Origin of the sequence: Corynebacterium sp. HMSC063A05, assembly GCF_001809695.1 — a bacterium.
Taxonomy (GTDB): Bacteria; Actinomycetota; Actinomycetes; order Mycobacteriales; family Mycobacteriaceae; genus Corynebacterium; species Corynebacterium amycolatum.
This window is the reverse complement of the sequence record NZ_KV798506.1, coordinates 18,600-32,127: the sequence shown is the minus strand read 5'-3', so window position 1 is coordinate 32,127 and position 13,528 is coordinate 18,600. Positions and strand designations below refer to the sequence as shown.

Here is a 13,528-nt window from a genome sequence, read left to right as displayed (position 1 = left end):
GGCCAATATCGCGGGGATAAGTGCCGAAAAACATCGATAGGTCACAGGAAACCGTTGACAAGTGCCCGAAACCTTGCCACAAGTGCCAGAAGAACGCCGGGGATAAAAAAGGGGACCCCACGCACCCGTCAGAGCTCGCTGACCCTTGCTGCATTCCTGCCCTGGGGGAGTTCACGAGATGGACGCCACATGGGATCCGTGAAGACAGCCTACTACAGCTACGTACAAAAAGTCACACCACTGCCAGGCCAACAGTTTTAGTCTTGGTTCTTAGCCTTCAACGCCAAGTTCTCACCTGACTCAGAATCAAAGACATTCAACTTGTCCGTGTTGATGGCCAACGTAATCTTCTGACCTCGACGCACATTCGACTCCGCATCGACTCGAGCCACCAACATGGCATGCGGGTTATCCGCCAGGCCAGCCTCCTCAGCTGCGGCATGACCCTTCAAATCAATTTCCGGGAGTGGGAAGTGGATGAACTGCTCGGAGCCCATCGCCTCCAGGACGGACACCTCGACCTCGACCGTTGGTGCATCGCAATTGTCGTCGGTCAGGGCGGCGTCTTCGAAAGCCTCTGGTCGCAAGCCGACGATAGCCTTCCGGCCCGGGGCAAATTTTTCCGGGAGTGGCAGGTGGCCCAGGGCGGTGTCGACGCTGTGGCCGTCGTCAAGCACAGTGGCAGGCAGGAAGTTCATGGCGGGCGAGCCGATGAAGCCGGCGACGAAGACGTTGACCGGTCGGTGGTAGAGCTCTTGCGGAGCGCCAATTTGCTGGATAACGCCCTTTTTCAGCACGACGACGCGGTCGCCCAACGTCATGGCCTCAGTTTGATCGTGGGTGACGTAGACAGTGGTGGTGCTGAGGCGTTCCTGCAGCTGGGCAATTTCGGTGCGCATCTGGACGCGGAGCTTGGCGTCCAGGTTTGAGAGCGGCTCGTCCATGAGGAAGACCTTCGGTCGGCGGACGATGGCGCGGCCCATCGCCACGCGCTGACGCTGACCACCCGAGAGATGCGCGGGCTTGCGGTCGAGGAACTCCGTCAGATCGAGAATTTCGGCGGCCTCGTTGACCTTCTTCTCGATCTCCTTCTTCGGCAGTTTTGCCAGCTTGAGCGGGAAAGCGATGTTCTCGCGGACGTTCATGTGCGGGTACAGCGCGTAGGACTGAAACACCATGGCGATATCACGGTCCTTCGGAGCGACATCGTTCATGCGCTCGCCGTCGATGAGCAGGTCACCTTCGGAGATGTCCTCCAGCCCTGCAATCATGTTCAGCATCGTCGACTTACCGCAACCGGAGGGGCCGACGAGGATGATGAACTCGCCGTCGTCGATTTTGAGATTCGCGTCTTCCACACCGATGTGACCATCAGGAAAGCGCTTGTACACGTGCTTTAGTTCAATTTCAGCCATTTTTAGCCCTAACCTTCTTTAGCCCTTCACTGCGCCGGAGGTAAGACCAGCGACAATTCGACGTTGGAAAATAACCACAAAGATGACAATCGGAATGGTGATGACAATCGCGGCCGCCGCGATGGAACCGGTCGGCTCCTCGAACTGCGACGAGCCGGTGAAGTTCGCCATCGCCGCCGGTGCCGTACGTGCCGCCTCCGTCGAGGTCAACGACACCGCCAACAGGAAGTCATTCCACGCGAAGATGAACACCAGAATTGCAGCGGTGACAATTCCCGGAATCGCCAGCGGCGCCACCACCAGGCGGAATGCCTGGAAAGGGGTCGCGCCGTCCATTTGCGCCGCCTTCTCCAGCTCCCAGGGAATCTCCCGGAAGAAGGAGGACAGAATAAAGATCGCCATCGGAAGTGCGAAAGTGATGTACGGCAGAATCAGGCCCGGCCAGGTGTCGAACAGACCGAGCTTGCGCTCGATGTCGAACAACGGGCTGACCAGAGAGACCTGCGGGAACATGGCAATCAGCAGCGAGACTCCCAAAATCACCGACTTGCCCGGAAACTCCAGGCGAGCGATTGCGTAGGCCGCCATCGTGCCGACAATTACCGCCAAAAGCGTTGTAATCAGCCCAATACCAATCGAGTTGATCAGCGCGCGGGTAAATTCACTGGTCTGGAAGATGCCGCGGTAGTTATCCAACGTCCAATTGCGCGGGATGAAGTGGCCATCGTGCAGATCGGTTGTCGGCTTGAACGACAAGCTGGCAATCCACAGCACCGGCACCAGCGCGTAAATGACCACCAAAGCGATGCCGATTGTCCATGCGACGCGTTGCTTCGGTGTCTTATCCGTGTTGTGCACTGCAATCGCCTCCTAATTATTCTTGCCCGCGGCCGCGCCTGGCGACGAGGCCCCGAAGCCCTTGACGAACACAATTGCAATCAGCGCCACGCACACGAAGATCAACACCGAAATTGCTGAACCAATACCCAGGTTGAACGCCTTAAACAGGTTGTTGTAACCCAGAATCGACACCGAACCAGTGCCATTATTGCCCTTGGTCAGAATGTAGATGTTGTCGAACACTCGGAAAGCATCCAGAGTGCGGAACAGCAGAGCCACCACAATCGATGGCTTCATCAGCGGCAGAGTGATCTTGAAAAAGCGCTGCCAGAAGCCCGCGCCATCCAACTCGGCCGCTTTCAGCGCGTCGTCAGGCACCAGCGCCAGACCCGCAAGAAGCAGCAGCGCCATGAATGGAGTCGTCTTCCAAATTTCAGCACCGATAATGATAAATATCGACGGCCATTGCTCCGTCAGCGGCGCGGTGCCGTCGGGAAGCAAATTAGCGAGATAGCCCGTCCCCGGCGTCCACGCGTAATTCCACGAGTACGCCGCCGCCACCGTGACGATGCCGTACGGAATCAACACCACCGTGCGGATCAGGCCGCGGCCGAAAATCGCGCGGTACATCACCATCGCGATAGCCATGCCAAGCACCAGTTCAACCGCTACCGAAACCAGCGTGATAAAGGCCGTCACACCCAGCGCTTCCCACCAATAACTACTGGTCAACACGGATGCGTAGTTCTGCAGGCCGATAAACTCGCGGTCATCGGGGAAACGCAGGTCATAGCGCTGCAGCGACAGCCAAATCGCGTACCCAATGGGGTACGCCGTCACCGCCAGCATCAAAATCAGCGCAGGAGCCACCAACAGCAGACCGAGGCGACGCTCGGCGCGGCGCCCGTCGGAAAGCGTGGACTTAGTTTTCGTAGATTTATCAGACATTTACGGCACCAGGCCTTCCGAGTTTACGGCCGCCTGAAGTTCCTCATCAAGCGTGCCGACCAGCGACTTCGCATCAACATCCTCCGGTGGACTAATGCGCGACGCCATCAAAATCGACAACGACTGGTAAGCAGGGGACTTCGGGCGCGTCACCACACCGGCCGTGCGTGGCGACGGTAACAGCGCCCGCTCCTCCTGCGACAGCTCAGCCGAATCGGATTCCTCCAACGTGTTCAACTGCTCGTAGATCTCGCGGTAAAACGGGTATTCCTCCTTGAATTCATCCGTGGCCTGCGTGTAAAGCCTCGTCAACGTCGGCGGCAGACCACCCTTCAACGCGTTGTTGAGCTGGTTTTGTTCATTGCGCAGGCAGTCGATGGCCTCGAAAGCGAGCTCCGGGTGCTTCGACGTCGACGGCACCGCAAGGTTAAGGCCACCAATCGTGACCTGCGCCGGTGTGCCCTCATCCATCGCCGGGTAGGTGGTCCAGGCCATGTCTTCGAAGACCTCCTTGGCCACCTGATTTCCCGACTCCGCCTTCTCCTTCGCACCGGCATAAACAAATGGGTAATTCACCTGCGCAAATGCATCGCCGCGGTCAAATGCCAGACGAGCCTGGTTCTCATCCGACTGCGAAATCGACGGGTCATGCCCCTTCGCCGTGGCCACGCGGTGCATGGTGTCCAGGGCGCGCTCCGCGGCATCGTTATCCGCGATCGTGACCGACTGCCCATCCGGCGCGACCAGCTGACCGCCCGCCGACGCGGTCATCGAATTGAGCCACACCACCGAGCCCTCAAACTGGGCAGCCTGGACGCCAATCATCGACGCCTTGCCCTCATCGGCGAGCCTCTCCCCCGTCGCGATTAAGTCATCCCACGTCTTCGGCGGGCCATCTACCAGCGACTTTCGGTACCACAGGAGCTGCGTATTCGTATTCAACGGCGCCCCGTAGAGCTGATCCTGCCACGTCGCAGTGTCCAACGGACCCGACAGGGTACCCTCCGTAACGCGCTCGGCCATATCTTCCGGGAGTGGGAGCGCCCAGCCCGCCTCCGCGAACTCCGGAGTCCACGTCACATCAAGGCCCATAATGTCGAACGAGGAATCCCCGCCCACAATGCGACGAGCCAACTGAAGACGCTGATCATCAGTCTGCTTCGCCGAAATGTCATACTCCAGGCGATACTTCCCGCCCGACGCATCCGAGCACTTCTGCGCCGCCTGCGCATACTGATCCGAACCATCCGCCGGACCCATAATCCGCAGTACCGGCGCCGAATCCTGCTGAGCCTCCGAACCACAACCCGCCACCAGCGTGGCGAGCGATACAGCCGACACCGCCGCGATGGCAGCTCGTAATTTCCGGCTAGAACCTAAAGAGCCGAAAGGAGCACCTGTACGGTCTCGACCGGCTCTTCGGATTCTCGGGCGCTTATTAAACATAATGACCACTCCGTGCTTCGACGTACAAAACTAACTGTACTCCGGGAGTGGCGTATATGGCTGAAAACATAAGAAAACCCCCGGCGATAACCGGGGGTTTTCAATCTGCGGAGGATGTGGGATTTGAACCCACGAGGGATGTGACTCCCGCACGCGTTCCAGGCGTGTGACATAGGCCGCTAGTCGAATCCTCCAACGTCGTTAAAGACTACCCAACAAATCCGATTTTCCCAAAACACGCCGACGAACAGGGGAAACGTAGAATTCAAGTGGCACTATCGACACCACCAGTGCAACCAACAACCGAAAGCAAAAGACGGCACCCGACCACCGACCGCTGACCGCCGTTTCGCTTCACGACGGCCACCCCACTCCCGGAATTTTTCCGGGAGTTACTTAGCCAGCCGAGCGATTGCCGCCGAGGCCTCCTCCAGTTTGGCATCCAACTCCTCCTGGCCACCCTCAGCCGCATGCACCACACAGTGATGAAGATGAGCATCCAGAAGAGTCAACGCCAACGACTTCAACGCCGAATTCACCGCCGAAATCTGGGTCAAAACATCGATACAGTACTCTTCGTTCTCAATCATCCGACCAATGCCACGAACCTGCCCCTCAATGCGACGAATACGGGACTCATAACGCCGCTTCTCCGAAAGATAACCGGGATCAGTGGTGTCATGGCAGCAAGAACCGTCGTCAAGCGAATGCGATTGAGACGAACAACAAGACTCACTCATGAATTACTCCTTTTGATTATCTAGTTGACTCGGAGAAAAACCGCGCAGACGCAGACTGTTGCCGACCACAAAAACCGACGAAAACGCCATTGCAGCGCCAGCCAACATCGGATTCAACAACCCCAGTGCGGCGACAGGAATTGCCAAAACGTTGTAGAAAAACGCCCAAAAAAGATTTGACCGAATCGTGCGGAGCGTCCGGCGAGACAACCGCAGCGCATCCGCAGCCGCCAACAAATCACCACGCACCAGCGTGATATCCGCGGCCTCCATCGCCACATCGGTGCCCGTGCCCATCGCCATGCCCAAATCCGCCTGCGCAAGAGCCGCAGCATCATTAATGCCATCGCCGACCATCGCCACGGACGCGCCGCTGGCCTGCAACTTCTCAATCGTCGCGACCTTATCCTCCGGCATCACTCCCGAAATCACGTCCTCGCGAGCAATACCGACCTTATCCGCAACGCGAAACGCAGGGCCGGCGGCGTCGCCGGTCAGCAGAATCGGCCGCACCCCCCACTCCCGGAATTTCGCGACCGCAGCCGCCGACGTCGGCTTCACCGAATCCGACACCTCCAACGTGCCCAGGAGCTCGCCGTCGCGGCGCACCGCAACCACCGTCCCCCCACTCCCGGAATTTTCCCCGGAGCGGCCGACCTCGATGCGGTGGCCGTCTACGGTGCCCTCAACCCCCACTCCCGGAATATCCCGGAAATCAGAAACCGGGAGTAGGGAATCCGGATCCGCCGCACGCACAATTGCCTGCGCAATCGGGTGGTGCGACGCCGCTTCCACCGAAGCGGCAAGCGGCACCAGATTTTCGGGAGTGGGAGGAACCTCCGTCAACTCCATCACACCCGTAGTCACCGTGCCGGTCTTATCCAGCACAACCGTGTCGACCTTCCGCGCCGACTCCAGCACCTCCGGGCCGCGCAGCAACACACCCGCCTTGGCACCTTCACTCGTGCCGACCAGGAGCGCTGTGGGCGTCGCTAAGCCAAGCGCACACGGGCACGCGATAATGAGTACGGCGACCGCAGCCGTGACCGCCTCACTCGCGCCGTGCCCCGTGAGCAACCACGCACCGAGCGTGACCACGGCGATCGCGATGACGGCGGGCACGAACACTCCCGAAACCCGGTCCGCTAGCCGCTGCACCGGTGCCTTGCCCGTCTGCGCCGCCTCGACCATCGCTGCCATCTGCGCCAACTGCGTCTCCGAGCCCACGCGCGTCGCCCGCACGAGCAACCGCCCAGACGTATTAATCGTCGCCCCTGTCACCTCATCGCCAGGGCCAACCTCGACAGGCATCGGCTCTCCGGTCAGCATCGACGCATCCACCGCCGACGCACCCTCCACGACAACGCCATCCGTCGCGATCTTCTCACCAGGCCTAACGACGAACACCACTCCCGGGCGGAGCTGTTCCACGGGCAGCCGCTTCTCCACTCCCGAACTTTCGAGAACGGAGACCTCCTTGGCGCCGAGCTTCATCAACTCCCGGAGCGCCTGACCAGCATTGCGCTTAGAACGCTTCTCGAAATAACGACCGAGCAGCACAAACATGATGATGCCGGCCATCGCCTCGAGGTAGATGTTCATATCAGCATCGCCGGGAGTGACCGTTAAGTGGAACTCGTGCTTAAGCCCCGGCAGCCCGGCGCGCCCGAAGAACAACGCCCAGACGCTCCAGAGGAACGAGGCGGTCGTACCCATGGTGATCAGCGTGTCCATGGTGACTTCACCATGACGCAGGTTCTTCAGCGTCGCGCGATGGAACGGCCAGCCGGCCCACACAAAGACCGGCGCCGAGAGCGTGAGGCACAGCCACTGCCAATTAGTGAATTGGAGGGCAGGAATCATCGACATCGCGATGACGGGAACCGTGAGGATGACAGCGCCGACGACGCGATTGCGCAGGTCCTGCAGCTCCCGGTCTTTTTCTTCGGGAGCAGCTTCCGGTTCCTGTTCGGACTCCTCCTGCGGAAGCTCAGCGGTGTAACCTGCCGCCACGATCGTGTCGATGAGTTGCTGCGGGTTGATGTCCGCCGGCGCCTCCACATGCGCCTTCTCGGTCGCATAGTTCACGCTCGCGTTAACTCCATCAAGTTTGTTCAGCTTGCGTTGAATACGGTTTGCGCACGACGCACACGTCATCCCGCCGACGGGGATATCAAGAGTGAGAAGTTGCTGCTCGGACATCTACTTTCCTCTTTTTTTGGGGGGTTAGTTTGCGACCGCCTTGTAGCCAGCTTCATCCACTGCTGCGATTACGGCAGCGGTGTCGATGTCTGCCTCCGAAGTCACGGAGAGGAAATTCCGGGAGCGGTCAACCTGGACATCGGTGATTCCCGGGAGTTCAGAGACTTCCTCCCGCACCGACGCCTCGCAGTGCCCGCATGTCATGCCAGTAACAGTAAAAGTTTGATTAGCCATACCCCAACATATACCCCCTACGGGTATATATGTAAAGCTATTCGCGCTGACGGTAGCCCGAGTAGGCCCGCCCCGCGAGAGCTGTTGGGAAGGCAAGGTTGAATTCGGGCGGCGCGTGCGGAGACGGCGGGTGACGGTAGACCGCGCCGGAGCCGTCGTCACGCTCGAGGTGCCCGTTGAGGCCTTGCCTGTCGTCATCGTTGGCGGCGTTGTGCTCTTTGCAGGTCATAACCATGTTTTCCATGGTCGTGGCGCCCCCGTTTTTCCTGGCGACCAGGTGATGGGCCTGCCCGGCGTGGGCGGGGCGCGGGCACCCGGGCCAGGCACAGATGGGGTTGTCGAGGATCATCGCAATGCGCTGCTCCTCCGTCGCCAGGCGCGGGTTGTGCATCGGGAGTAGGTCGGTCGGGGTGTTGTGCTCGTCGTAGACCAGCACCCAGCCGGTGTCTGCGAGCAGCGCCTCGACGAATTGTCCGGGAGTGAGGACGGAGCCGTTGGAGGTCGCCGCAAACCGCGGGCTGTACTCCACGATGTCTTGCGCGGTTACGATGAGCGCGGGCTGGTAACGGAGCTTATCGACGTCGTCAAGCGGCCCTTCCGACCCGTGCGCCAGGCGCTCTGCCAGCGCTTGACCGACGCACCGATCCCGGGTGTAGTCCTCGTGCGCTTTGGCGATTTCGGCTGCACGCACGGTCAGCGGCGCGACCAGGTCGTCAATCATGTTCGCCGGACCGGTGACCTGCAGGTGCTTCATCCCGCGAATGTCCGGATTCCGGGAGACGTGGGCGCGCAGGTGCTGCGGCGGCTCGTCGGTGCGGTTGAGCTCCTTGACCTTGGTCCGCATGTAGGTGTCGAGGCCCTCGAAGTCGTAGGCCGCGGCGGCGCGGGTGAAGTCCAGGCGGTAGTACTCCCGGATTTCGACATTGTTGAGCTGCCCGGAGCGCTTGTCGATCTGCATGACCGTGTCCAGCGACAGCTTTAGCTCCCGGGCAATCGCGACGGCTTTGTCGCGGGATTCGACATCAACATCCTTCTCGACGGTGCCGAACAGCCGCTCGGCGCAACGCAGCAGGCGCTTGAGCCGGAAGGGGTCGAAGCCGATGCTGGCCGCCAACTCCCGGTGCCCGGTGGATTTTTCCGGGAGTGCGGCGCGCAGGTCGGCGAGCACGTCAATCCCCCGTGTCGCCAGCGCGCTGAGCAGTCCCAATGTCGTCATGGGGCTAAGGCTAGCGTCCGGGAGGGGACGGCTTCAATCGCTTTTTGGCGTTGTCCACAGCCGTCGTAAAGCATGCACAATCTGCACAAACGGGCTTGACGACGCACTCCCGAAAGTGCCCTACCGGAACGCAACCTCTCCCACCGGCCGACGCAACTTCCGGGAGTGGAGGGTGTCGGGAGCGGTGGCCATGTCCTCGCACGCGCGCACGGCGGCCATGAGGTGCTCCTCCTTGGAGGATTGGTAGAACTCGCGGGCAGATTTCGGGAGTTTGGGTTTGTCGTGCAGTGGCATGTCGGAGACGCTGAGCAGCGCGCCGTAGGGCACGCGGAAGCGGTAGCCGTTGGCGGCGATGGTGGCGGATTCCATTTCGACGCCGATGGCGGTGGATTTCTGCAGCTCCCGGTAGAGGTCGGTCTGGGAGCGCCACTCCCAGTTGCGATCGGAGGTCGACAGCACGGTGCCGGTGCGCAGGCGCTTTTTCAGTTCGTCGCCGGAAAGCCCGGAGACGCGGGCGAGCGCGTTGGTGACGGCGAGCTGAATTTCCGCAATCGGCGGGATGGGCTTTTCCAGGGGCACGTAGTTATCGAGGACTCCGTCAGCGCGGTCGTAACCGTTGGCGAGAATCATGTCGCCGATGCGCATGCGGCCGTCGAGGCCGGCGCAGTGTCCGACCATCATCCAGCAGTGCGGGCGCGTGACGGCGAGGCAGTCGGTGATGGTTTTGGCATTGGAGGGGCCGACACCGATGTCGATGATGGTGATGCCGCATTTGTCGTCGCGAAGCAGGTGGTACGCCGGCATCTGCGAGGCGTGCGCGTGCTCACGGCAAATTCCGGGAGTGGGGATGGCGCCGATGTCGTAGCGCTTCCCACCCGGGCACACCAGCGCCGTGTACCCGTGCGGATTTCCGGGAGTGAGGGTGGCGGCATATTCGAGGAACACGTCGGTGTGCAGCTGGTAGTTGGTGAACAGTACGAAGCGCTGGATGTTTGCGGCGTGCGACCCGGTGTAGTGCTCAAGGCGCTGGAGGGCGAGGTCGATGCGCTGGGCGGTAAAGAGGCTCAAGGGTTTGACGAGAAGGCCCAGGTAATCGGCTTCACCGTCGGCGATGGTGTCGTCGATGCAGGCGGAGTCGATGGGGGTAAACGTTTTCTCCACTGCCGCCAACATGCTTGCCGACGCCCCTTCCCTCCTCGCCGCTTCCTCGGCGGCCGCATCGAAGCCGCGGCACATCCGGAGTGGGATGGGCTGGTCGGAGACGCGCACCTCAACTTCGCCGCCGTGGTTGGTGAGCAGGTCGGTGATTTGCTCTATGAGGTAGGTGCGGAACATCACCGGGCGGGTGATGGTAGTGGCATACACTCCCGGGCGGTCGACGAAGCCGTGCGACAGGGAGGGGTCGACATCCTCGACGGCGCTACCGACCGGGACGGTGAAGCGTAGTTCGGGGTAGTAGGCGCGCACTGGCCCACTCCCGGAATTTCCTTCGGTGGCGGCGGTGTACTGCTCGATTAGGTAGGCCATTCCCGCTCGGTGGATTTCGGTGAGCCGGTCGACGGCTGCGGCGGCGTCGGTATAGAAATCGCCTTCGCCTTCGGTGGGCCAAAACGGGGGTGTTGCGGAGTCTCGTACCTGCATATCCCAAGGCTAGGCGGAGAGTTTCCCGCTCGCATCCGCGCCGCGCTCATCACCACGCTCATCCACGCAACGCCGCGTCCATCACGCGAAGCTCACTGCACCAAGCTCAGTGCCGACTCCACACTCCCTCACGGCTGCGGCGGACTTCAAAGACCTGGTGCACGTGGTAGCCACCGACGGTGGGGATGGTGAGGAAGTGGCGGCCGTCGTCAAGCTCATGCCAGAGGATGCGACCGTAGCGTACGCCGTCGCGGACGTGGGCGCTGAGGTAGTCGGCGCGTTGTTGGCCGCGGAGGGTGGCGTAGAAGGCGGGGTCGACGGGGAGTTGGACGAGATTCCGGGAGTGGGGGTCGATGTCGGCTTCTTGCAGCCGGATGGCGACGGGTCGACCGTCGACGAGGAGGTCAGCGGTGTGACGGCTGAGGTGGATGATGTGGACGTCGCTGATTGTGGTGTGCATTTGGCGCTCCTATTCGCTCTTCCCCGCAGGCGGTCTGTGGGGCTGATCTTCCTTTGGGGCACCGGGTCCGCGAATCGGGCGGTTGCCTATCGACGCTGTCAAAGGCCATTTCTCGTCGATATCTTGTGATCGTGTCGCCCACCCTAACACCAACTAGACAGCTTTGTCTACCATCTCCCGCACGCTTTACGACGAAGCCCCCACCTCCCCCTCCCGGAAGCTACTACCTTCCACCTCGCCCGCTGACTACCCCTTCCCCATCAGCACCAGAACCACCAGCGCCACGTTGAGCGCGATGATGAGTCCGCAGATAACCCACGCGACCCGGCGCAGTAGCGGGGTGTTGGCCCAGATACCCATCTCGGCATGCGAGGAGGTCATGCGCACCAGCGGAACCAGCGCAAACGGGATACCAATCGACAGCACCACCTGGCTGAGCACCAGCGCCCACGTCGGCTCCACGCCGCTGGCGATAATGAGCAGCGCCGGAATGATGGTGACTATGCGGCGCACCAGCATCGGCACGTGCACCTTCAGTAGGTCGCGCATAATCAGGTCGCCGGCGTAGCAGCCGACGGAGGACGACGCCAGCCCGGAGGCCAACAACCCAACCGCAAAAAGCACGCCCACTACAGGGCCGAGCGCGCTGGTCACGGCGGCGTGCGCGCCTTCGATGGAGTCGGTCCCCTCCACTCCCGGAAGTGCTTCGGCTGCGAGACACAGCATGCCAATATTCACCGACCCAGCCAGCACGAGCGCACCGAATACATCGATACGCGTGGCACGCAGGTGTTGGCGCAGCGAGGCATCATCTTCCACCTTGTACTCGCGGTCGCGCACCAGCCCGGAGTGCAGGTAGACCGCATGCGGCATCACGGTCGCACCCAACATGGACGCCGCCAGTACCACGGTGTGCGCACCCTGGAAGCGTGGCAGAATTCCGCTGGCCATCTCCCCGAGACTCAAGCCCGTGACAAACAGCCCGGCCAGGAACCCCACCGTAATGACCAGCAGGAACGCCACAATCACGCCTTCAAAAGTGCGTTGCGAACGCCCACCCTGCAGCAGCAACAGCCCCAGCGAGACCACGCCGACAATGACGCCGCCAAGCAGCATCGGCGTTCCGAAAAGCAGATACAGCGCCGTGGCACCACCAATAATTTCCGCCACATCCGTCGCTGCCGCCACAATCTCGGCCTGCACCCAGTACGCCAGTCGCCCCGGCCGGTTCGAACCAAAGCGGTCGGCAACGCCTGCGGTCAGCGACCGCCCCGTCACCAGGCCGTACTTCGCCGACAGGTACTGCACAACCATCGCCATGAGGTTGGACACCACCAGCACCCACAGCAGCAGATACCCGTAGCTAGCCCCCGCAGACAGGTTCGCAGCCACATTTCCGGGGTCCACGTAGGCAATCGCCGCCACAAACGCAGGCCCCAGCAGACTCATCATGGGCTTGCTTGACGACGTCACTTGCGACCCCTGTGTCCCTGAATCATTCATGGGACCATTATTTCACAACATTGATACCAATTGTTCAATCAACCCAAGATTTGTGCAGCCATGGTGCCACCGAGATTTACCAGGCGGTCGGAGATGTCGTCGTCAAGCGAACCGACAAACACGACGGGTTCGGCCGCAAGCTCCCACTTGTAGCCGGTCGTGATGGTTTTCATGGCATTTTCCGCGCCGGTGGTGTCGAAACCGCCGCGGATCCAGTAGGAAAATGGCAGCCCCTTAGTGGCTTCCTGCGCCTCCCGGAAGGTGGTGTCGAAGAAGTGCTTCAGCGCGCCGGAGATGTAACCGAAGTTGGCGGAGGTGCCGAGCAGAATGGCGTCAGCACTGGTCAGGTCGTCGATGGTGGCATCGAGAGCCTCGACGACCTTGACATCCACGCCCTCTAGCGCGGGATCGTTGGCGCCCTCGAGCACGTGGCTTAAGACTTCCTGCAGGAGCGGGGTTGGGGAATGGTGGACGACAAGAAGAGTAGGCATGTCCCGAGGGTAACGAAGTCAAAGTGAGAGTGCGGTGGCTTTTCTCGAGCTAGACCCCGGCGCGAACCACACTCTAGGCAGCGCCAACCCGATTAATGTGCTGGATAAACTATGCAAACAACGAGAATAGAGAAGTAGGACACCAGGATGAATCGCTTCCACAATCTCGCCGCTGCCACACTCCTCTTAGCCTTGACTTGCTACATTGGACTGTTTTTCGTCAGCACTGCACTCTCCGATGCCTGGACAATACCCCTCTCTGTCGGAGTCTTCGGATTCGGCCTAATCGGCTTCCTAACAGCGCTAAAAGCCCGGTCAAACGGTTTGGTAATTACGACGGCACTAGTTGCTTTCGCACTCTTGCCCCTAACGTATGCACTAGCCGTAGTTCT

General features: G+C 60.9%; 12 protein-coding genes, 1 tRNA gene, 1 other RNA gene and 1 riboswitch. All 14 genes read right to left on the bottom strand.

The window, feature by feature from the left end:
* Positions 1 to 106 precede the first annotated feature (106 nt).
* The 14 genes from ffs to HMPREF2651_RS08095 all read right to left on the bottom strand — a co-directional run bounded on the left by ffs (position 107) and on the right by HMPREF2651_RS08095 (position 13,136).
* Positions 107 to 201, bottom strand: an RNA gene (ffs, locus tag HMPREF2651_RS08160) — signal recognition particle sRNA small type.
* 56 nt (positions 202 to 257) lie between these two features.
* Positions 258 to 1,415: an ABC transporter ATP-binding protein gene (locus HMPREF2651_RS08155; protein ID WP_038627345.1), complete on the bottom strand. Its 1,158-nt coding sequence runs from the start codon at positions 1,413 to 1,415 to the stop codon at positions 258 to 260.
* An 18-nt stretch (positions 1,416 to 1,433) separates the two neighbouring features.
* The gene (locus HMPREF2651_RS08150) at positions 1,434 to 2,273 is read right to left on the bottom strand and encodes a carbohydrate ABC transporter permease (RefSeq protein ID WP_167836000.1); all 840 of its coding nucleotides are present in this window, start codon (positions 2,271 to 2,273) and stop codon (positions 1,434 to 1,436) included.
* A 12-nt stretch (positions 2,274 to 2,285) separates the two neighbouring features.
* The gene (locus tag HMPREF2651_RS08145) at positions 2,286 to 3,203 is read right to left on the bottom strand and encodes a carbohydrate ABC transporter permease (protein WP_049181424.1); all 918 of its coding nucleotides are present in this window, start codon (positions 3,201 to 3,203) and stop codon (positions 2,286 to 2,288) included.
* The gene (locus HMPREF2651_RS08140; protein ID WP_049181445.1) at positions 3,204 to 4,553 is read right to left on the bottom strand and encodes an extracellular solute-binding protein; all 1,350 of its coding nucleotides are present in this window, start codon (positions 4,551 to 4,553) and stop codon (positions 3,204 to 3,206) included.
* 204 nt (positions 4,554 to 4,757) lie between these two features.
* Positions 4,758 to 4,843 (bottom strand) — tRNA-Ser (locus HMPREF2651_RS08135).
* A gap of 198 nt (positions 4,844 to 5,041) precedes the next feature.
* Entirely contained in the window at positions 5,042 to 5,389 is a 348-nt protein-coding gene (locus HMPREF2651_RS08130) for a metal-sensitive transcriptional regulator (RefSeq protein WP_038627339.1), read from the bottom strand.
* A 3-nt stretch (positions 5,390 to 5,392) separates the two neighbouring features.
* Complete coding sequence (locus tag HMPREF2651_RS08125; RefSeq protein WP_049181420.1) at positions 5,393 to 7,591, bottom strand: heavy metal translocating P-type ATPase; 2,199 nt, start codon at positions 7,589 to 7,591, stop codon at positions 5,393 to 5,395.
* A 24-nt stretch (positions 7,592 to 7,615) separates the two neighbouring features.
* Positions 7,616 to 7,825 carry a heavy-metal-associated domain-containing protein gene (locus HMPREF2651_RS08120; protein ID WP_038627335.1) on the bottom strand — a complete coding sequence of 70 codons (210 nt, stop codon included), beginning with the start codon at positions 7,823 to 7,825 and terminating at the stop codon, positions 7,616 to 7,618.
* A gap of 37 nt (positions 7,826 to 7,862) precedes the next feature.
* On the bottom strand, positions 7,863 to 9,041 hold the full coding sequence (locus HMPREF2651_RS08115) for an HNH endonuclease signature motif containing protein (RefSeq protein ID WP_049181418.1): 1,179 nt from the start codon (positions 9,039 to 9,041) through the stop codon (positions 7,863 to 7,865).
* A 120-nt stretch (positions 9,042 to 9,161) separates the two neighbouring features.
* Positions 9,162 to 10,682, bottom strand: coding sequence for an AMP nucleosidase (locus tag HMPREF2651_RS08110; RefSeq protein ID WP_049181416.1), 1,521 nt, complete (start codon positions 10,680 to 10,682; stop codon positions 9,162 to 9,164).
* 106 nt (positions 10,683 to 10,788) lie between these two features.
* Positions 10,789 to 11,142, bottom strand: a complete 354-nt coding sequence (locus HMPREF2651_RS08105; protein ID WP_038627330.1) for a hypothetical protein — start codon at positions 11,140 to 11,142, stop codon at positions 10,789 to 10,791.
* A gap of 10 nt (positions 11,143 to 11,152) precedes the next feature.
* Positions 11,153 to 11,273, bottom strand: a riboswitch (SAM riboswitch).
* A 115-nt stretch (positions 11,274 to 11,388) separates the two neighbouring features.
* The gene (locus HMPREF2651_RS08100) at positions 11,389 to 12,645 is read right to left on the bottom strand and encodes an Nramp family divalent metal transporter (RefSeq protein WP_049181409.1); all 1,257 of its coding nucleotides are present in this window, start codon (positions 12,643 to 12,645) and stop codon (positions 11,389 to 11,391) included.
* A 38-nt stretch (positions 12,646 to 12,683) separates the two neighbouring features.
* Positions 12,684 to 13,136 (bottom strand): flavodoxin family protein, encoded by a 453-nt coding sequence (locus HMPREF2651_RS08095; protein WP_049181406.1) that lies wholly within the window; start codon positions 13,134 to 13,136, stop codon positions 12,684 to 12,686.
* Positions 13,137 to 13,528: the final 392 nt, after the last annotated feature.

Coding starts and splice junctions, on each gene's coding strand:
- HMPREF2651_RS08155 (WP_038627345.1), bottom strand. CDS start 1,415: ATGGCTGAAATTGAACTAAAGCACGTGTACAAGCGCTTTCCTGATGGT.
- HMPREF2651_RS08145 (WP_049181424.1), bottom strand. CDS start 3,203: ATGTCTGATAAATCTACGAAAACTAAGTCCACGCTTTCCGACGGGCGC.
- HMPREF2651_RS08130 (WP_038627339.1), bottom strand. CDS start 5,389: ATGAGTGAGTCTTGTTGTTCGTCTCAATCGCATTCGCTTGACGACGGT.
- HMPREF2651_RS08125 (WP_049181420.1), bottom strand. CDS start 7,591: ATGTCCGAGCAGCAACTTCTCACTCTTGATATCCCCGTCGGCGGGATG.
- HMPREF2651_RS08120 (WP_038627335.1), bottom strand. CDS start 7,825: ATGGCTAATCAAACTTTTACTGTTACTGGCATGACATGCGGGCACTGC.
- HMPREF2651_RS08115 (WP_049181418.1), bottom strand. CDS start 9,041: ATGACGACATTGGGACTGCTCAGCGCGCTGGCGACACGGGGGATTGAC.
- HMPREF2651_RS08110 (WP_049181416.1), bottom strand. CDS start 10,682: ATGCAGGTACGAGACTCCGCAACACCCCCGTTTTGGCCCACCGAAGGC.
- HMPREF2651_RS08105 (WP_038627330.1), bottom strand. CDS start 11,142: ATGCACACCACAATCAGCGACGTCCACATCATCCACCTCAGCCGTCAC.
- HMPREF2651_RS08100 (WP_049181409.1), bottom strand. CDS start 12,645: ATGAATGATTCAGGGACACAGGGGTCGCAAGTGACGTCGTCAAGCAAG.
- HMPREF2651_RS08095 (WP_049181406.1), bottom strand. CDS start 13,136: ATGCCTACTCTTCTTGTCGTCCACCATTCCCCAACCCCGCTCCTGCAG.